We start from the raw sequence: 18,065 nt of genomic DNA, 5'->3' as shown, positions 1-18,065 counted from the left end.
CTACTCCGCGCTGACCCGACGCCGGACATCGGCCAAGGCCTTGATCCTCGCATGGTGGGCGAGCAGGTCCGCGCGCTCGGCCACGAAGATGCCCATCTGGCCCACCTTGAACTCGACCCATGCCAGCGGCAATTCCGGCAACAGCGCCACCAGCGCACGCTCCGCTTCTCCCACCTCGCACACCAGCAGGCCGGCCTCGGAAAGATGCTTCGGCGCATCGCGCAGGATCTCCAACACCAGGTCCAGGCCATCGTCGCCGGCCCGCAGGCCCAGCTCGGGTTCGTGGACGTACTCGGCCGGCAGCGCGTCGGTCTCGTCGTTGGTCACGTAGGGCGGGTTGGTCACGATCAGGTCATAGACCTCGCCGTCCAGGTCGTTGAACAGGTCCGACTTGCGCAGGGTGACGTTGTCGGCCAGCAGCCGCGCCTGGTTCTCGGCTGCCAGCGCCAGCGCGGCGTCGTCGATATCGACCCCGTCGACGTGCCACTGCGGATGGTAGTGGGCGGTTGCAATGGCGATGCAGCCCGAGCCGGTGCACAGATCGAGCACGCGGTTGATCTCGCGCCCGCCCAGCCAGGGTTCGTAGCTGGTCTCGATCAACTCGGCGATTGGCGAACGCGGTACCAGCGCGCGCGGATCGCTCTTGAAACTCAGCCCGGCAAACCACGCCTCACCGGTCAGGTAGGCCGCAGGGATACGCTCGTTGATGCGACGCTCGAACAGCGCCAGCACCTCGCGCTTCTCGTCGCTGGTCACCCGCGAGGCGCCATACACCGGGCTCAGGTCGTGCGGCATCCGCAGCACATGCAGCACCAGTTGGGTCGCCTCATCCAGGGCGTTGTCGTAGCTGTGGCCGAACGCGAGGTCGGCGTGGCCGAAGCGGCTACCGCCAAAACGGATCAGGTCGATGATCGAGACTTGCTCGAAGCAGGCGGAGCCGAAATCGGCGCGTTCGACGGTCATGGCGAGGGGTTCGACGGATGGGCGGCAATTATAGCCGCTGCGGCCCGCTATCATGGGCGTTGCCTTCGCCTCAAGACGGTCAACCATGTTCAACCGCAACACCATCATCATCCTCGTCATCGCAGTCGCCATGGGGCTGGGCTTGTGGGCCTCGCAAAGCTATTTCAGCCAGTCGGGTTCTCCGTCCTGGCCGGAGACCCGGGCGGTGAGCCTGTTCGATCCGCCACGCAACCTGCCCGACTTCAGCCTGCGCCAGTCCGACGGCACCCAGTTGGTACCCGGCGAACTGAAGGGCCACTGGACCCTGGTATTCCTGGGTTTCACCCACTGCCCGGACGTGTGTCCGCTGACCCTGACCCAGATGGCGCAGGCGCAGCAGCAATGGGAGTCGATCCCCGACGCGATCCGCCCGCGGGTGCTGTTTATCTCGGTCGATCCCGAGCGCGATACCCCTGACCGGATTGGCGAGTACGCCAATGCGTTCCACCGCGACACGCTTGCCGCCACTGCCGACATCCCGGCGCTGGAGAACTTCGCCCGCTCGTTGAGCCTGGTGTTCGTCAAGGTGGCGCCGGAAGATGGCGCGCCCGCCAACCAATACTCGGTCGACCACAGCGCCACGATGGCGGTGCTGGATCCCCAGGGACGCATGGCCGGTGTACTGCAACCACCCTTCGAGCCCAATGCGATCGCCGCCGACATGGCCGCGCTCACCAGCGCCGCGGCACCCTGAGCGATGAGCTTGGCAACCCGCATCACCCACCTGCTGCCGCATCGCCTGCTGTCCGGGCTGGCGCGACGGATCGCCTACTCCGACCATCCACGCACCAAGCAATGGCTGATCGACACGGTGACCCGCAAGTTCGGGGTCAATCTCGATGAGGCACTGCAGTCGGATCCGAGTGCCTATCCGACCTTCAATGCATTCTTTACCCGCGCCCTGAAGCCGGGGGTCCGCGTGGCCGATCCCGATCCGCGCGCGTTGCTGATGCCCGCGGACGGGCGCATCAGCCAATGCGGGCCAATCGGCAGCGCGGGTGAGGATGCCGGCAGGATCTTCCAGGCCAAGGGCCAGTCATTCACTGCCGCAGAACTGCTGGGTGACGAGCAGGCGGCGCGGGCATACGACGGCGGCCTGTTTGCGACCGTGTACCTGTCGCCGAAGGACTACCACCGCGTGCACATGCCATGGAGCGGGCGGTTGCGCGAGACCGTGCACGTACCGGGACGGTTGTTCAGCGTCGGTCCGGCCGCGGTGCAACACGTGCCGCGCCTGTTCGCCCGCAATGAGCGGCTGGCCTGCCATTTCGACACCGAATTCGGCCCGATGGCCATGGTGATGGTCGGCGCGATGCTGGTGTCAGGCGTGGAAACCGTGTGGAGCGGCGAAGAGATCCCGGCATATGGCCACGCCATCAAGCACAAGGACTACCGCGGCGAGAACATCACCGTGGCGCGCTTCGAGGAGATGGCCCGGTTCAACTATGGCTCGACAGTGATCGTGTTGCTGCCACCGGGGGTCGCCGAACTGGCGCCGGGCCTGTCGGCGGAATCCCCGGTACGGCTTGGCCAGCGGCTGGCGACCCTGCGCGGCTGAGTTTCCTCAGCCGCGACAACCAGCAAGCTCCAGCGATTGCCCGGGACGAAGCCGATGTTGCGGACCCTTGATGTCGTTGGCCCGCACCAGTTCACCCACGTCACACTGGAACTTCTTCGCGATCGAGGCGACTGTCTCGCCGCGCTGGACCTGGTAGTGCCGCGGCGCGTCCGCTGCCGGGAGCGCTGACGAAACTGCGGCAGGCACCATCGGTCCCACCTGGACCACAGGCGCAACCTGCCCGCTCACGATGGCCATTGCCGGGTCACTGGCCACCAGCTCGCGCGCCATGTCCGCAAGCCGGCCATCCACGCACTGGCGCTTGTACAAGCCAACGATCCGGTTGGTGGCCTCCAGGACGGTGCCGGCGGGCAGCCAGTCATCGGCGCGATAACGCGGGTTGAGGTTGCGCAATACCCGCATGTAGCCCTCGCGCGCTCGCCGATTGCCCAGGCAAATGGTCAACTGGTAGATCGACGCAGGCTGTTCCAGCCGCAGCTGTGAGGGCTCCGGGTCAAGCTTCGGCAAGGTCAACCCATACTCCCTGGGATGCAGGAACAGCCAGGCGGCCGCAATCACCATCGGCACGTAGTCCCGTGTCTCCGGCGGAAACTGATGGTAGACATCCTCGTGCCAGAAGCTTTTGCCGGGGTTGGCCTGGTGGATTCGCCGCGCCCGCCCTTCGCCGCCGTTGTAAGCCGCCAGTGCCAGTTCGATATCACGATTGAGCTCACCCATCCGCTCGTTGAGATAGGCGACGCTGGCCTCGGAGGCCGCATACGGGTCGTAGCGGGTATCGAAGCCGGTGCCGTCGTCGCCCAAGCCAAAACGCTGGCCGGTGGCGTACATGAACTGCATCGGCCCGGCCGCGCCAGCGCGCGAGGTGGAATGCACGCGGCCGTTGGACTCCTTGGCCAGGATGCCGAACAACAACGCCTCCGGCAGCCCGGCACGCTGGTACTGCGGCCACATCAGGTGGCGCATGTGCTGGTAATTCTCATAACTGGTCAGGAACGCGCCGCGCATGTCGGTCAACCAGCGGCGGATCCCCTCCTGGACGGCCGGGTTGTACTGGACCATCCGGTCGAAGTGGTGGCCATTGTCGGCCCCCAGCAAGCTGGCAGCGCGGGCGGCTTCCGGCACGTCGCCGGACACCGTGCCGGGGGCGCTGGGCAGAACCGACGGATCGATGTGGTGCCCGATCTCCCGCTGCGCCAGAGACTCCTCGGCCAGCAAGTCCTCATCAGCTTCCAGGTCGGCGTTGAGCTTGAGCAGGCGCTCGTAGGACGTCAGCAACGACGGTACCGAACACCCCCGCTGCGCCGCGCAGGCCACAACCACGTCCTCCATGTCTTCCAGCGCCGTATTGGCCTGTGCAGGACCCGCCGGGTCGGCGTTGCCGATCTTGACCAGCGCGTCGCGGTAGCCGGACTCCGCCACTTGCATGCGCTGATGGATGTCATCAACGGCCGCCTGGTCCCGACTGGAAATCGCGCCTGCATCAAACGGGACCAACACCAACAAGGAGACGACAAGCAGCGCCGCAGCGCGCGGAAAACAGGCATTCACGGACATGGATGGCAACAAGAGGGATTCGTGCTTCAGAGTAGTCGGGCCGATGGGATGCCGCAATTGCAGGGACGCAGCAATTCCGGTGACCCGTCACAAGCCATAGAATCAACCGCAATCCATCAAGGAAGTCGATATGCCACCCATCCCCGCGCCGATCCTGGTCGGCAAAGCCGTCACCACGCCCGATTCATTGCCCGAAAGCCGTGGCCAGGTATTCCTGCAGCCGCGGCTCGCCAACCGCCATGGCCTGGTCGCCGGCGCGACCGGCACCGGCAAGACCGTGACGCTGATGACGCTGGCGGAGGGGTTTTCGAGGATAGGGGTGCCGGTGTTCATGGCCGACGTCAAGGGTGACGTGGCCGGCCTTGCCATGCCCGGCACGACCAGCGAGAAGCTGCAGGCCCGGCTCGACCAGATCGGCATCGACGATTACGCCAACGAAGGCAACCCGACGGTGCTGTGGGACCTGTTCGGCAAATCCGGCCACCCGGTCCGGGCGACCGTGAGCGAAATCGGCCCGACGCTGTTGTCGCGCATGCTCGAGCTGAACGACACCCAGTCCGGCGTGCTCGACATTACCTTCAAGCTCGCCGACGACCGCGGGCTTTTGCTGCTCGACCTGGCCGACCTGCGTGCGCTGCTCAACCTGGTAGCCGAGCAGCGCAAGGCCATCTCGACCGAGTACGGGCTGGTCAACAATTCATCGATTGGCGCGATCATGCGCGCGCTGCTGCGACTGGAGTCCGACGGCGGTGAGATGTTCTTCGGCGAACCGGCGCTGGAGCTGAGCGACCTGATGCGCACCACCACCGACGGTCGCGGGGTGATCAACATCCTGTGTGCCGAGACCCTGATCCTGAAACCCCGGCTGTACTCCAGCTTCCTGCTGTGGCTGTTGTCGGAGCTGTTCGAGCAGTTGCCCGAAGTCGGTGACCTGGACAAGCCGAAGCTGGTGTTCGTGTTCGACGAGGCACACCTGTTGTTCGAGGACGCGCCCAAGGCGCTGCAGCAGCGGGTCGAGCAAGTGGTACGGATCATCCGTTCCAAGGGCGTGGGCGTGTACTTCTGCTCGCAGTTCCCCGACGACGTACCCGACGACATCCTCGGCCAGCTCGGCAACCGGGTGCAGCATGCCCTGCGCGCCTTCACCCCGCGCGACCAGAAGGCGGTGCGGACCGCGGCGCAGACTTTTGTCAGCAACCCGGCATTGGACGTTGCCGAGGCGATTGGCCAGCTGGGTACTGGCGAGGCACTGGTATCGACGCTGCAGGACAAGGGCATCCCGATGCCTGTGGAACGCACGTTGATCGCGCCCCCACGCTGCCGCATGGGGGCGCTCAGCGAACTGGAACGCACCCAGGTCCGTGCCGGCAGCCCGGTCGGCGCGAAGTACGACCAGCGCGTCGATCGCGAATCGGCGATGGAAATACTGGCCGGCAAGGCGGAAGCGGCGACCGAGCAAGCCGAGGCGCCGCCGGCCAAGGCGGTCGAGGATGATGAAGGCGGTTTCGGCACGGCCATCCGCAACGCCGTGTTCGGCACCAAGCGTCGCCAGGGCATGGTCGAAACCATGGCCAAGCAGACCGCGCGCACGGTCGGCAACCAGATCGGCCGCAAGATCCTGCGTGGCGTGCTGGGCGGCATCTTCGGCGGCAGCCGCTGACGTCGGCGTTTCATTCACTTACGCGCAAGTACGTTCACCCGCACCAAGTTCCCACCGAAAGGAGTCACTACATGACCAAGTCGCTGCTTGCCCTCGCCTGCCTGACCGTGCTCACTGTCGCCGCCTGCAAACCCCAGTCGGCCGAGCCGGCCGCGGACACGCCTGCCGTCACCGAAACCACGCCGGCCGCAGTCGATGTCGTTTCCACCGGCGACAACATGCCCTCCGACAACCAGCCCTCCGACAACGCCAACTTCGACATGCGCGGTTTTGCCGGCACGTTCAGCGCGACCCTGCCGTGCGCCAGCTGCCCGGGCATCGACACCACTCTGGTGCTCAACGCCGACGGCAGCTACGAGTTGAGCGAGACCTACCAGGACGAGGACGGCGCACCGGTCAGGACGGATGGCACCTGGACGGTCCTGGCCAAGCAGATCCGCCTGGATCCCAACAGCAAGTCCGAGCCGGACCGGCTGTTTGCGATCACCTCGCAGCAGGAGATCACTTTGCTTGATGCGTCGGGCCACATGGCGGAAAGCGGACTGGATTACAGCCTCGACCGCCAGGCCGAAAACTGACGGCGACTGCGTGTTTCCAGACCAGCTGATGCCAGCGCCTGCCAAGGAGTGAAACCCGTGCAACCTGCTCCTGTCCCTCCCGCGCCCGCGGTACCCTTCTGGCATCGCCTGCGCGAAATCAGCTCGTACCCGGTGCGCGGAGCCGCGTTATACAGCCTGCTGGCGTTGACCTTTGCCAGCTTGCTCGGATTGATCCCAGTGATCGGCTGGGTGGTCCTGATCCTGGTCTGGGTTGGAGCCTACAAGTACGCGTTCGAGATCCTGCAGGCCACTGCCGACGGACGCATGGAAGCGCCCGAGGGGATGCTCGGGGTCGACAACGGCGTCGTCCTGCGACTGCTGCTCATGCACCTCGTCTTCCTGCTGGTAATCGTGATCGCGATGGAGGTTGGCGGCCCGGGCATCGGTCTGGCAACGATCGCCTTCATCGCGTTCCTGCAGCCCGGTTGCGTGATGTCATTGGCCATCGACGGCAGCCTGCCACATGCACTCAACCCGGCGACTCCCTTGCGGCTGGTCCAGCGGATCGGCTGGCCATACCTGGCGGTGGTCGGCTTGCTGTTCGTGATCCAGGCCAGCAAATTCACCGCGACCGTCTGGCTCGCCAAAGTAATGCCGCCGGTGCTGGTCGACCTGGCAACGACTGCGGTCGCGTTCTGGGGTCTGTTCGCCGCCTTCCACCTGATGGGTTATCTGGTCTACCAGTACCACGAAGTACTGGGCTACCAGCCAGTTGGCCCACAGGCGCTGCCGGGTCGCCACACCCCTGACGCCGACCTTCTGGCCGAGGCCGAAGGCTACGTGCAGGACGGCCAACTCGACACCGCGCTGGAACTGTTGCGTGGCGAGATCCGCAGCCGTGCGGTCAGTGTTGAAACCCACGACCTGTACCGTCGCTTGCTGCTCCGCAACGGCGATGCTGCCGCAGTATCGGAGCATGCGCGCGAGTACCTCAATGTGCTGTTGCTGGAGAAGCAGGATCGGCGCGCACTGGGCTTGTTGCGCGAGTCGCTCGACGCCAATCCCGATTTCGTGCCAATGCAGGTCGAACATGCCGAGCACCTGATTGAGCGTGCCCGCCTCGCCGGCCAGAACCAGCTTGCGCTCGACTGTCTGCAGTCGCTGCTACGTGCCCATCCACGGCACCAGACTGCACCGCGCTGGGGCCTGGACGCGGCGCTGCTGATGGTTGACAGGATGGACCGCGACGAAGAGGCACGCGCATTGCTGCAGCAGGCGCGCGAGGGCTGCCAGGACAGCGGGGACGACGGGTTGCTGACCAGGATCGAGGCCGCTCTGACCGCCTTGCAGGTGCCGGCAAACGGCTAGGACCACCCGGCAGTCATGCCGTGGATGCCCCATCACCATGGCCCGCCACCAAGCCGGCCAGCAGGAATTGCGCCTTGGTCGCCTGCGGCTGTTGCGGGTAACGCTTCACCAGCATCCGCAGCGCCCGGGCATGGGCCTCGGCCTGATGCTCATCGCGCCGGGCCAACGCCAGCTGGAACCACAGCCGTGCATGCTCCGGTGCGTCCGCGGCCGAGCCGATGGACGCCAGCCCCGCCTCGGCGGCGTCGAGTTCACCGGCCTCCAACCAGCGCCGCACGAGCGTCATGCGCAAGCCCTGCTCCAGGACAATTCCGGCATCGTCCAATTCCAGCAACACGGTGCGCTGCGCCGCGACTTCATCAGCATCGACAACAGGGAGCTGGAGCAGCCCGGTCGCGCGCTGCGCCACGGCCCCGGCTTGCTTGCCATTGCACGCGACCCGATAAAGTGCCAGCCGCACCTCGAACCGTTCGGGTTGTTCCCGCGTCAACTCCAGCAGCAGCGTTTCGGCCTGCAGCAATCGCATACGGCCAAGATCGGCTTGCGCGCGCTCCCAGCGATCATCAGGTAGTGCGGCCGCATCATCCTTGCCGATGAACCCGTTGCGCACCTGACCCAGGCCCACCAGCACCGCCCCCATCAGTGCGCCGCTGATGATCCCGCCCGCGTGGGCGTCGAACCCGACCCCGAGATCTTCATTGACCAGCAGGTTGTAGACCTCCCAGCCCAGCCACAGCGGCAGCAACCAGATTGCCGGCGCACGCACGTAGTCGAATACCACCCCGAACCAGTAGAAGAAGCGCACCGGCTGGCGGCCCCAGACCACGCAGAACGCGCCCATCAACGCCGCCACCGCGCCCGATGCCCCCAGGCCGCCACTGGCTTCGCCCCAGCGCCACAACAGCGACACTGCACTGGAGGCGAGCGCGCCAAGCAGGTACACACCCAGGAAGCGACCCGAGCCAATCGCACCTTCGACCAACAACCCCAGTGCAAGCAGGAACAGCATGTTTCCAACCAGATGCATCAGCCCGCCGTGCAGGAACGCCGAACTCAACATCCGCCACGGGTCGACCTCGGAACTGCGCAGCAGGTGGCGCAGGGTGAATACCTCGCCCAGCAACGCGTCGTACTCCACCCGCAGCGGCTGCCATGCCTGGAAGTCGGCAACCTGTTCGAACCCCTCGCCCGACTGCAGCATGGCGACAAATGCGACGTCGGTCAGCGTGATCCTGGCCACGTAGGCCGGTCGCGCCGACGTCGACACCCGCTCGAATTCCACCAGCGCATCGGTCTGGCTGGTCCCGAGCAAGTGGCGCTCGTAGGCCGGGACTTCGTAACGTCCCAGATCCGCATCCAGGTAGTGTTGCTGCGCGCGCAGCATCGTGGCGTTGTCGCCGACTTGCCAGCCAAGGAACACCAGCGCGTTGATCGCGATCAACACCACCGTCACGAACGGGAACGTTGCGCGGGTGAGCGGGCGATGGAGTGGCAGGATCAGCATGAAAGACGACAATGGCCGGGCAGGACGCAAGATTCCGCGATTCAACCGTCAAAGCGCAAGCCACCGCGCCGGGATGATCGTCCGCCCTTCAAACCTTTTTCACCGACCGCATGGAGTCCTGATGGGCCGTTGGCGTCCTCCCGCAGCAAGCAGTACTGCCCTGATCACCCGCCAGGGCCATGATCGGCTCAAAGCCGAGCTGGAGCAGCTGTGGCGATTCCAGCGCCCGGAGGTGGTCAAGGCCCTCGCGGCTGCCGCGGCCGAGGGTGATCGCTCGGAGAACGCGGAGTACACCTACCGCAAGAAGCAGCTCGGCGAGATCGACCGGCGCGTCCGCTACCTCAGCAAGCGACTGCCGGCACTGCGGGTGGTGGAATCCACACCATCCAACCCGGAAGCGGTGTACTTCGGTGCCACGGTCGATGTCGAAGACAGCGGCAGCGGCGAGACCTTCCGCTACCGCATTGTCGGCCCTGACGAAACCGACGCGAAGCTGGGGTGGATCAGCATCGATTCACCGCTCGCACGGGCGATGCTGAAGAAGTGCCTGGATGACGAGATCCAGGTGCAACTGCCGGCCGGTCCGCAGCATCTGGTGATCGTGCAGGTCCAGTACCCGGGCTGACCGCACCATTGCGCCATGTCACACGTCAGTGCTTCCGGTCGCTCGACACCAGCATTTCCCGCCGGCCCTCAAGCTCGAACAACGCCAGCGGGTCCGGCGTGCCGGACAGATATATCGGCGCAGCCAGCCGGACAGAGCGCAATTCGGGGCCGTAGACGTAGACCTGCTGGCCGTTATCGAGCGTCGCCGGTTCACTGCGCACCACTATCTGCTCGCCGCGATCCAGGTCCCAGCTGATACGCAGGGTTCCCTGCCCGGCCGCATCGTCGTACTGCTCGACGGACAACTCGACCAGCCGCAGCTTTTGCACGGCGGCATCATAGCGATAGCGGTAGCTGCTCACGCGGACGGTGCCCTCACCGGCGAACTGCTCCACCAGCAGCTGCCCGTTATCGACACTGAGCGACACAGAGGATTGTGGCGTGGCCGCCAGCGGGGTCTCACCCAGCAAGTGCGCACCCAGGCGTGCGGGATCCCCGCGACCTTCGATGACGCCCAGCACCCGCTCGTCGCTGTCGGTGGCGACATAGACCAGCTCCGCCCGCCCATCGCCAGTGAGGTCCACGTCCAGCCGCGCCCCCAGCTCCAACGCGCCCAGGTAAACCCGAATGTCCTCATCGCCGATGGCCGCCGAGCCGTACGCCAGCGCCGGCAACAGCAGACCGGCACAGCAGGCCACACAGGGCACCAGCAACCACTTCATGCTGCCTCCACGGCATGCGGTCGGCACGCGCCAGGCCGTGGCCCGGTGCGTGCATTGTCGACCCTACATAAGCAGATACGCGGTGTGCGCCCGTGTCAGGCCACCGGTAGTTCAATCCCCGAAGGAAACCTCGCCGAACAAGTCGTGCTCGTCGCTGCCCATGATCTCCACGTCGGCAAAATCACCCGGCTTCAGGCCGGCGAAGTAGCCGTTCTGGATTTGCACCACGCCGTCGATTTCCGGCGCATCGGCCATCGAGCGGGCAATGGCCAGTTCGCCATCGACGGCATCAACGATGCAACGCTGCACGCTGCCGACCTTGGCCTCAAGCTTCTCGGCGGAGATCCCGGCCTGGCGCTGCATGAAACGCGCCAGCCGCTCCTGCTTCACGTCCTCGTCGACCGGGTCCGGCAACTCGTTCGCCTTGGCCCCGGTGACCGGCGAATAGGCAAATGCACCAACCCGATCAAGCTGCGCCTCGTCGAGGAAGTCCAGCAACTCCTCGAACTCCGCCTCGGTCTCGCCCGGGAAGCCGACGATGAACGTCGACCGGATCGTCAGCTCGGGGCAAACCTTGCGCCAGTTCTGGATGCGCGCCAGTGTCTTGTCGATCGCTCCCGGACGCTTCATCAGCTTCAGCACGCGCGGGCTGGCGTGCTGGAACGGGATATCCAGGTAGGGCAGGATCTTGCCATCCGCCATCAGCGGAATGATGTCGTCCACGTGCGGGTACGGATAGACGTAGTGCAGTCGCGTCCACAGGCCCAGCTCGCCCAGCCCTTCGCACAGCGCCTTCATCCGGGTCTGGTAGCTCTTGCCGCGCCACTCGTGCTCGGCATAGCGCACGTCCACGCCATAGGCCGAGGTGTCCTGCGAGATCACCAGCAGCTCCCTGACCCCGCCCATCGCGAGCTTCTCGGCCTCGCGCAGCACCTGGTCGATCGGCCGCGACACCAGGTTGCCGCGCATCGAGGGGATGATGCAGAAGCTGCAACGGTGGTTGCAGCCCTCGGAAATCTTCAGGTACGCGTAATGCTTCGGGGTCAGCTTGATGCCAGTGTCCGGCACCAGGCTGATGAACGGATCGTGCCGCGGCGGCACGGCGGCATGCACGGCGGTCAGCACGCTGTCGTAATCCTGCGGGCCGCTGATCGATAGCACGCCCGGGTGCGCCTCGCGAATCACCTCGGCGCGCTTGCCCAGGCAGCCGGTCACGATGACCTTGCCGTTCTCGGCCATCGCCTCGCCAATCGCGTCCAGCGACTCGGCTACGGCCGAATCGATGAAGCCGCAGGTGTTGACCACCACCACGTCGGCATCGTCATAACTGGGCACCAGGTCGTAACCCTCCACCCGCAACTGGGTGAGGATGCGCTCGGAATCGACCAGTGCCTTGGGGCAACCAAGGCTGATGAAGCCGACTTTCGGGGTTTTGGACAGCGTGTCTTGCAGGGGCATGTTGCGACCAGGTAGCGAAGGTTTTCCGATGCGAATTATAACCTTGGCGTTAGAATCAACCCGAAAGACCACCCAGCCAAGCTGAACGGAGCTGACATGAACCGCTGGATTGATCTGGAAACCCCCCACGGTCCCGTACGTGCGCGGCGCTGCGAGCCGGCCGGACCGTCACGCGGCGCGGTGGTGGTGATTCAGGAGATCTTTGGTGTCAACCGCCATATCCGCCATGTTGCCGAGCAGTTTGCGCAGGACGGCTTCATCGCCATGGCCCCCGCGTTGTTCGATCCGATCGAGAAAGCGGTGGAGCTCGATTACGACGCGGCGGGTATCGCCCGTGGCCGAAAATTGGCCAACGCTGTGGGCATGGAGACGGCAGTGGACGTAGTCGGCACCGCCGCCGACCAGTTGCACAGCGAGGGCTTGCGTACCGCGGCGGTAGGGTTTTGCTGGGGTGGCACCGTCGCCCTGCTCGCCAATACCCGCCTCGGGCTGCCTGCGGTCAGCTACTACGGGGCCCGCAACGTGCCGTTCCTCGATGAGCCGCTACGCGCGCCCATCCAATTCCACTTCGGCCAGCGCGACCGCAACATCTCCGCCGCTGACGTGCAGCTGCACCGTGACAAGCATCCCGGCGCAACTGTCCACGTCTACCCGGCCGGACACGGCTTCAACTGCGAGCTGCGCGATGACCACGAGCCTGCCAGCGCAACCCTGGCCTGGCAACGCACCACCGGATTTCTGGCGGAGAACCTGCGATGAGCCACCGACAAGACCACGGCTGGCAGCTCGACCCACGGCTGGCCGATGACACCCATCCCGTCGCGATGTTGGAGCTGAGCGAATTGCGCCTGATGGACGATGCCAACCACCCCTGGCTGATCCTGGTGCCACGGATCGAACACATGGTGGAGTGGATCGACCTGGATCCCGACCAGCAAGCGGAACTGACCCGCGAAATCGCCCTCACCAGCCGGGCGCTGCAGCAGGCCTTCCGGCCCCACAAGCTCAACGTCGCCGCCCTCGGCAACCAGGTCTCGCAATTGCACGTGCATGTGATTGCACGTTTTGAAAGCGACATCGCGTGGCCTCGGCCGGTCTGGGGCAGCGCTACCGCCCGACCGTATTCGCCAGAACAGCTGATTGCCCGAATCCGGCAATTGCAGGCCGTCCTGCCGGACTGACCGCGACTGGCTGATCAGGTGCGCGGCAACGTGACCCCACGCTGGCCCTGGTACTTGCCACCGCGATCCTTGTAGGACGTCTCGCAGACGTCGTCGGCGTCAGCCTGGAAAAACAGCATCTGCGCGACGCCTTCGTTAGCGTAGATCCGCGCCGGCAACGGAGTGGTGTTGGAAAATTCCAACGTCACGTGGCCTTCCCACTCCGGTTCCAACGGGGTCACGTTGACGATGATCCCGCAACGCGCATAAGTGCTCTTGCCCAGGCACACCACCAGGGTGTCACGCGGGATGCGGAAATACTCGACCGTGCTGGCCAGCGCGAACGAGTTGGGCGGGATGATGCACTCGTCGGCCTCGATGTCCACGAAACTGCGCGGGTCGAAGTTCTTCGGGTCGACGATCGTGGAATTGATGTTGGTGAAAACCTTGAACTGGCGCGAGCAGCGCACGTCGTAACCGTAACTCGACGTGCCGTAGCTGACGATGCGCTCGCCGTTGAGCTGCTTTACTTGACCGGACTCATATGGCTCGATCATTGCCTGCTGCTCGGCCATTTGCCGGATCCAGCGATCGGATTTGATGCTCATGCAGTACTTCCCCGTGCGGTCGCGCCAAGCCCACGCGGCAATCCCCGCAGGCGAATGCAGACGATTGTAATGCCTACAACAGCGAAGCCGAGATCGACGGGGTGACCCGCGGCCGCATGGCCAGGCGTATCGCGATCTGACGGGCCGCATCGCGATAGGCTTTCGCCGCCGCCGAGTCCGGCTGGGCGAGCACGACGGGCACGCCGGCATCGCCCTGCTCACGTATCAAGCGCTCCAGCGGCAGGCTGCCCAACAGCGGCACGTCGTACTGGCTGGCCATGCGTTGACCGCCGCCCTCACCGAACACGTGTTCCGCATGACCGCAATTGCTGCACACGTGGACGGCCATGTTCTCGATCAGGCCCAGCACCGGCACCTCCACCTTTTCGAACATCTTCAGTGCCTTCTTGGCATCCAGCGTCGCCACATCCTGCGGAGTAGTAACGATGACCGCACCGGCGACCGGGATCTTCTGCGCCAGGGTCAGCTGGATATCGCCCGTACCCGGCGGCAAGTCGACGATCAGGTAATCCAGGTCGCTCCAGCGCGTTTCGTTGAGCAACTGGGACAACGCCGAAGTCGCCATCGGCCCGCGCCAGATCATTGGCGTGTCCTGCTCAACCAGAAAACCGATCGACATTGCCTCCACGCCATGGGCCCGCATTGGCTCGATCGACTTGCCGTCCGGGCTGTCCGGGCGGCCACTGATGCCCAGCATCATCGGCACGCTGGGGCCGTAGACGTCGGCATCCAGCACCCCGACCTTCGCGCCATCGGCCGCCAATGCCAGCGCCAGGTTCACCGCTGTGGTCGACTTGCCCACGCCGCCCTTGCCCGAACCCACCGCGATCACGTTGCGAACCTTCTGCAACGGCGACAACTTCGGCTGCACGGCGTGGCTGCTGATGCGCTGGGTCAGCTCCAAGCGGGTCAAGGACAAGTCCTGCTCGAGCAGCATTGCCTTGACCGCCGCCTCCAGCTCATCACGCAGCCAGGCGATCGGCACCCCGAGGTCAATCGCCACCGCGACGCTGCCATCGGCCTGCGCCACCCGTACGCGCGCGCCAAGCGCTGTCAGCGTGGTATCGCTGCCCGGCAACAACAAGCCGCCGATGCGGCTCTGCAACAGATCAGTCACTGGAAATCCTCGTCAAATCCGCGTCTGGGAGGCCATTGTCGCAGGCTCATCAAGATGCGGACTGATGTGGGTCAATCAGGGACCAAAAGGACAGTGCGCACACACGTTAAATGCCAATCCGCAGCGTTCAGGCAAAGGGATGATGAACGTACGCACAACATTGTGGCTAAAGTATTAACGTCATGTTAATGTCGAATTTGCGGCAAATTTTGTGATGACCGCACGGTTGGGGATGGCCGAAGCACCAGTAAAAACTAACTTTTAGGGGATGAAGAATGTCGAAAAGTAGCTTGGGGCTGCAACGCAGCCGATTGAGTGCCGCACTGTTTGCCGCGCTTTTGATACCGATGACAGGCACGGTATTCGCTCAGGACACCGCCGACCAGGAAGACCAGCAGCCGGCAACCTCGCAGCAGAAGGCGACCGATATTGATGCGGTCACCGTGGTCGGTTCGCGGATCAAACGTACTCAAATCGAGGGTCCCGCACCGGTCACCGTGATTACGCGAACCGACATGGAGCGCGAAGGGCACCAAACGGTATTCGATGCACTGCAGACCCTGACTCAGAACTCCACTGATGTTCAGGGCGAGATGTTTACCAGCGGCTTCACTCCCAACGCCAGCGTGATCAACCTCCGCGGCATTGGTCCCGGCTACACCCTCCTGCTGGTCAATGGGCGTCGCATGGCTGAGTACCCCCAGCCCTACAACAGCCAGAGCAACTTCGTAAACGCCGCCGCCATTCCGTCATCGATGATTGAGCGGATTGAAGTCCTTGCCGGTGGTGCATCAGCCATCTACGGGTCTGACGCCGTAGCTGGCGTGATTAACGTGGTTTTGCGTTCAAACCTCCAGGGCGACGAAGTCCGCCTGACCGGAGGCACCACCACCGAGGGAGGTGGTGACTCCGGTCACGTGCAGTGGACTGGTGGCCGATCCGGCGATCGCTGGAGTGTCACCTACGCTCTGGAGCACCTGGAGCGCGAACCGATCTTCGGAACCCAACGCGACTTCATCGACTCGGTCTTCGACGGCCCCAACGCGAATCCCGGCCCTTCACTTGCGCTTATTGCCATCGACGCGGTCGGAGGCGTGGGCCCTGTCGGACATGCCGCCTATTATCCCGGCGCGGAGACGTGCGGAAAATTCGGCTATCGCACCTTCGAATCGCAGACTCGCGGCCTGATCTGCGGCCCGGATGACGATGCCGCCCTGCAGACAATCCGCCGCAAGCAGTCCAATAGCGCCGGCTATCTATATGGCACCTTCGACATCACCAACAGCACCCAGATGTGGGCCAGCGCGATGGCCTGGGATTCCGAGGCCATCTCAAGTGGCGGCACCGAGTGGTGGGGAAATACCAGTGACCCGCACAGCGGGTACTTCTACGAACCCACACTTGGAACCATCGTCCAGTTGCAGCGTATCTTCCGGCCTGAGGAGTACGGCGGGCTGGATAAAGTTGCCGCTACTTACAAGGAGCGGGCAACCGAGTTTGCCGCTGGAGTCCGCGGCACCATATTCGAGGATTTCGATTGGGACCTCACGGTGGCCCAGTCCCGGTACAAATACGAGAACGACCGCCCTCGCCTGCTGGCCCAGGCTGCCCACGACAAATTCCTGACCCGGGTTCCCGGCGAGGTCGATCCGTTCTTCGGGGCATACCCGGTCTTTGATCTGGACTTCGATGCTTGGCATAACCCGCTGACACCCGAGCAATATCGCGCGATGTCCACTCGCGTCGTCAACAAAGGGACTTCCAAGGCAACCACCGCGAACTTCGTTGTCTCCGGTGATCTGTTCGACTTGCCTGCCGGCCCGCTTGGCTTTGCCGCCGTGATGGAGTGGGCGTCACAGGAATATGATCTCAACGCCGACCCGCGCATCCTGCCTTCCTACCCTACGACCGCACCCGACAAGCCGTTCAACCTCACGGGAACCGGCGGCGGCGGTGAGCGTGATCGTTATGCCGTCGGCGCGGAGTTGAGCATCCCCATCTTCGACAGCCTCCGCGCAACCATGGCCGGTCGCTACGACAAGTACGACGACGTTACGTCCGTAGACGGTGCCTCCACCTGGCAAGCGGGCCTGGAATGGCGCCCGTTTGACAGCCTGCTGATCCGCGGCAACTACGGCACGAGCTTCCGTGCACCCGACATGCACTATGTGTTTGCCGAACAAAGCGGCAGCTTTTCTACCGTATTCGATGAATACGCGTGCCGAGAGGCCGGCAGGACGGTATCGGATTGCAACATGACCGGAGACCCCACCCTCTACAGCGCTTTCGGGCTCCGCGAGGGAACCCGGGGACTGCGAGAGGAGACGGGCAACTCGTGGACTGCCGGATTCGTCTGGGACATCATGGAAGGCATGTCGACCACGGTCGACTACTACTCGATCGAACTGGAAGACCAGGTGGGCGATATCACCAACTCCTGGATCATGCAGCAGGAAGCAGACTGCCGCCTGGGCGTGAAACGCGACGGCAGCCCGGCTGACAACCCGCTCGGCTCGAGCTTCTGTCAGGACATCCTGGCGCGCATCACCCGCAACGTTGAGCCGGGCACAGCCTTCGACGGTAGGGTTGATGAAATTATCCGTGGCCCCATCAACCGAGCCTATCGCAAGGTGGATGGCCTGGATGCCACTTGGAGCTATCGTCTGGTAACCGATCGCCTGGGCTCATTCAATACCCAGCTTGCCTACTCGCATATCCTGGGATCGGAAAGTCAGGAGCGCTCGGACACCCCAAGGGTCCAGTTGCGTGACCACATGCAGAACTTCGAGCACCGTAGCCGGGTTCGCGGTGCGATCACGTGGCAGATGGATGACTGGACCACAACGCTGTTCGGACTGCGTTACGGCTCGATCCCCAACTGGGGTGAAACCAGCCGTCTCCCGCCGTACATCACCTGGAACTTCAACGTCGGTAAAAAAATCACCAATGACCTTAAGGTGACGGTGTTGGTCAACAACGTTTTCAACAACACCCATCTGAAGGACTCCTCCCACACAAGCTGGCCATATTTCAACTTTTGGGGAGGACAGAGCCCGATCGGACGCGAGGTATTCGTGCAAGCGGACTACCGGTTCTGATACACCACTAAAAGTACCTTCGAAGCCCGGCGCAAGCCGGGCTTCTTTTTTTGGTGCGTCCAATATTCA

At 64.2% G+C, this 18,065-nt stretch carries 16 protein-coding genes; 9 read left to right on the top strand and 7 right to left on the bottom strand.

Going from position 1 to position 18,065, the window contains the following annotated elements:
• Positions 1-963 (bottom strand): 50S ribosomal protein L3 N(5)-glutamine methyltransferase, encoded by a 963-nt coding sequence (gene prmB / locus ACW7G0_RS04820; RefSeq protein ID WP_456987991.1) that lies wholly within the window; start codon positions 961-963, stop codon positions 1-3.
• 85 nt (positions 964-1,048) lie between these two features.
• Here prmB and ACW7G0_RS04815 point away from each other — a divergent pair, with 85 nt between their 5' ends.
• Both ACW7G0_RS04815 and asd read left to right on the top strand, forming a co-directional pair.
• Positions 1,049-1,696: an SCO family protein gene (locus ACW7G0_RS04815; protein ID WP_456961738.1), complete on the top strand. Its 648-nt coding sequence runs from the start codon at positions 1,049-1,051 to the stop codon at positions 1,694-1,696.
• Positions 1,697-1,699: 3 nt separating this feature from the next.
• Positions 1,700-2,560, top strand: coding sequence for an archaetidylserine decarboxylase (gene asd / locus ACW7G0_RS04810; protein ID WP_456987989.1), 861 nt, complete (start codon positions 1,700-1,702; stop codon positions 2,558-2,560).
• A 6-nt stretch (positions 2,561-2,566) separates the two neighbouring features.
• Here the strand turns inward: asd and ACW7G0_RS04805 are convergent, their stop codons facing one another.
• The gene (locus tag ACW7G0_RS04805; RefSeq protein ID WP_456987987.1) at positions 2,567-4,135 is read right to left on the bottom strand and encodes a transglycosylase SLT domain-containing protein; all 1,569 of its coding nucleotides are present in this window, start codon (positions 4,133-4,135) and stop codon (positions 2,567-2,569) included.
• Between the two features lie 130 nt (positions 4,136-4,265).
• Here ACW7G0_RS04805 and ACW7G0_RS04800 point away from each other — a divergent pair, with 130 nt between their 5' ends.
• The 3 genes from ACW7G0_RS04800 (at position 4,266) to ACW7G0_RS04790 (ending at position 7,702) form a co-directional block, all read left to right on the top strand.
• Complete coding sequence (locus ACW7G0_RS04800; RefSeq protein WP_456987985.1) at positions 4,266-5,795, top strand: helicase HerA-like domain-containing protein; 1,530 nt, start codon at positions 4,266-4,268, stop codon at positions 5,793-5,795.
• Positions 5,796-5,866: 71 nt separating this feature from the next.
• Positions 5,867-6,373, top strand: a complete 507-nt coding sequence (locus ACW7G0_RS04795) for a copper resistance protein NlpE (RefSeq protein ID WP_456987983.1) — start codon at positions 5,867-5,869, stop codon at positions 6,371-6,373.
• Positions 6,374-6,430: 57 nt separating this feature from the next.
• Positions 6,431-7,702, top strand: coding sequence for a hypothetical protein (locus tag ACW7G0_RS04790; RefSeq protein ID WP_456987981.1), 1,272 nt, complete (start codon positions 6,431-6,433; stop codon positions 7,700-7,702).
• 13 nt (positions 7,703-7,715) lie between these two features.
• On the opposite strand, the gene ACW7G0_RS04785 is transcribed toward ACW7G0_RS04790, so the two are convergent.
• Positions 7,716-9,206 carry a rhomboid family intramembrane serine protease gene (locus tag ACW7G0_RS04785; RefSeq protein ID WP_456987979.1) on the bottom strand — a complete coding sequence of 497 codons (1,491 nt, stop codon included), beginning with the start codon at positions 9,204-9,206 and terminating at the stop codon, positions 7,716-7,718.
• Positions 9,207-9,327: 121 nt separating this feature from the next.
• On the opposite strand from ACW7G0_RS04785, the gene greB reads away from it, so the two are divergent.
• Positions 9,328-9,831 carry a transcription elongation factor GreB gene (greB, locus tag ACW7G0_RS04780; RefSeq protein ID WP_456987977.1) on the top strand — a complete coding sequence of 168 codons (504 nt, stop codon included), beginning with the start codon at positions 9,328-9,330 and terminating at the stop codon, positions 9,829-9,831.
• Between the two features lie 25 nt (positions 9,832-9,856).
• Here greB and ACW7G0_RS04775 read toward each other — a convergent pair whose 3' ends face one another.
• Together ACW7G0_RS04775 and rimO are read right to left on the bottom strand one after the other, a co-directional pair.
• On the bottom strand, positions 9,857-10,534 hold the full coding sequence (locus tag ACW7G0_RS04775) for a hypothetical protein (RefSeq protein ID WP_456987976.1): 678 nt from the start codon (positions 10,532-10,534) through the stop codon (positions 9,857-9,859).
• Between the two features lie 111 nt (positions 10,535-10,645).
• The gene (gene rimO / locus ACW7G0_RS04770; protein ID WP_456987974.1) at positions 10,646-11,992 is read right to left on the bottom strand and encodes a 30S ribosomal protein S12 methylthiotransferase RimO; all 1,347 of its coding nucleotides are present in this window, start codon (positions 11,990-11,992) and stop codon (positions 10,646-10,648) included.
• 96 nt (positions 11,993-12,088) lie between these two features.
• Between rimO and ACW7G0_RS04765 the strand changes: the two genes are divergently transcribed.
• Both ACW7G0_RS04765 and ACW7G0_RS04760 read left to right on the top strand, forming a co-directional pair.
• Positions 12,089-12,751, top strand: coding sequence for a dienelactone hydrolase family protein (locus tag ACW7G0_RS04765; protein WP_456987972.1), 663 nt, complete (start codon positions 12,089-12,091; stop codon positions 12,749-12,751).
• The gene (locus tag ACW7G0_RS04760) at positions 12,748-13,173 is read left to right on the top strand and encodes an HIT family protein (RefSeq protein WP_456987971.1); all 426 of its coding nucleotides are present in this window, start codon (positions 12,748-12,750) and stop codon (positions 13,171-13,173) included. The genes ACW7G0_RS04765 and ACW7G0_RS04760 overlap by 4 nt, the downstream gene beginning before the upstream one ends.
• Positions 13,174-13,187: 14 nt before the next feature.
• Here the strand turns inward: ACW7G0_RS04760 and dcd are convergent, their stop codons facing one another.
• Both dcd and apbC read right to left on the bottom strand, forming a co-directional pair.
• Entirely contained in the window at positions 13,188-13,760 is a 573-nt protein-coding gene (gene dcd, locus ACW7G0_RS04755; RefSeq protein ID WP_456987969.1) for a dCTP deaminase, read from the bottom strand.
• A 73-nt stretch (positions 13,761-13,833) separates the two neighbouring features.
• A complete protein-coding gene (apbC, locus tag ACW7G0_RS04750) occupies positions 13,834-14,898 on the bottom strand; it encodes an iron-sulfur cluster carrier protein ApbC (protein ID WP_456987968.1) in 1,065 nt (354 codons plus the stop codon).
• Between the two features lie 275 nt (positions 14,899-15,173).
• On the opposite strand from apbC, the gene ACW7G0_RS04745 reads away from it, so the two are divergent.
• Positions 15,174-17,996 carry a TonB-dependent receptor plug domain-containing protein gene (locus tag ACW7G0_RS04745; RefSeq protein ID WP_456987967.1) on the top strand — a complete coding sequence of 941 codons (2,823 nt, stop codon included), beginning with the start codon at positions 15,174-15,176 and terminating at the stop codon, positions 17,994-17,996.
• The last annotated feature ends 69 nt before the right edge of the window (positions 17,997-18,065 follow it).

The organism is Lysobacter sp. A286, from assembly GCF_054052105.1.
This window is presented reverse-complemented; position numbering and strand designations above follow the sequence as displayed.

Bases quoted from the DNA above. Each gene is read 5' to 3' on its own strand.
- prmB (WP_456987991.1), bottom strand. From the start codon at position 963: ATGACCGTCGAACGCGCCGATTTCGGCTCCGCCTGCTTCGAGCAAGTC.
- ACW7G0_RS04795 (WP_456987983.1), top strand. From the start codon at position 5,867: ATGACCAAGTCGCTGCTTGCCCTCGCCTGCCTGACCGTGCTCACTGTC.
- ACW7G0_RS04760 (WP_456987971.1), top strand. From the start codon at position 12,748: ATGAGCCACCGACAAGACCACGGCTGGCAGCTCGACCCACGGCTGGCC.
- ACW7G0_RS04815 (WP_456961738.1), top strand. From the start codon at position 1,049: ATGTTCAACCGCAACACCATCATCATCCTCGTCATCGCAGTCGCCATG.
- greB (WP_456987977.1), top strand. From the start codon at position 9,328: ATGGGCCGTTGGCGTCCTCCCGCAGCAAGCAGTACTGCCCTGATCACC.
- ACW7G0_RS04745 (WP_456987967.1), top strand. From the start codon at position 15,174: ATGTCGAAAAGTAGCTTGGGGCTGCAACGCAGCCGATTGAGTGCCGCA.
- dcd (WP_456987969.1), bottom strand. From the start codon at position 13,760: ATGAGCATCAAATCCGATCGCTGGATCCGGCAAATGGCCGAGCAGCAG.
- ACW7G0_RS04805 (WP_456987987.1), bottom strand. From the start codon at position 4,135: ATGTCCGTGAATGCCTGTTTTCCGCGCGCTGCGGCGCTGCTTGTCGTC.
- rimO (WP_456987974.1), bottom strand. From the start codon at position 11,992: ATGCCCCTGCAAGACACGCTGTCCAAAACCCCGAAAGTCGGCTTCATC.
- ACW7G0_RS04765 (WP_456987972.1), top strand. From the start codon at position 12,089: ATGAACCGCTGGATTGATCTGGAAACCCCCCACGGTCCCGTACGTGCG.
- ACW7G0_RS04775 (WP_456987976.1), bottom strand. From the start codon at position 10,534: ATGAAGTGGTTGCTGGTGCCCTGTGTGGCCTGCTGTGCCGGTCTGCTG.
- asd (WP_456987989.1), top strand. From the start codon at position 1,700: ATGAGCTTGGCAACCCGCATCACCCACCTGCTGCCGCATCGCCTGCTG.
- ACW7G0_RS04800 (WP_456987985.1), top strand. From the start codon at position 4,266: ATGCCACCCATCCCCGCGCCGATCCTGGTCGGCAAAGCCGTCACCACG.
- ACW7G0_RS04785 (WP_456987979.1), bottom strand. From the start codon at position 9,206: ATGCTGATCCTGCCACTCCATCGCCCGCTCACCCGCGCAACGTTCCCG.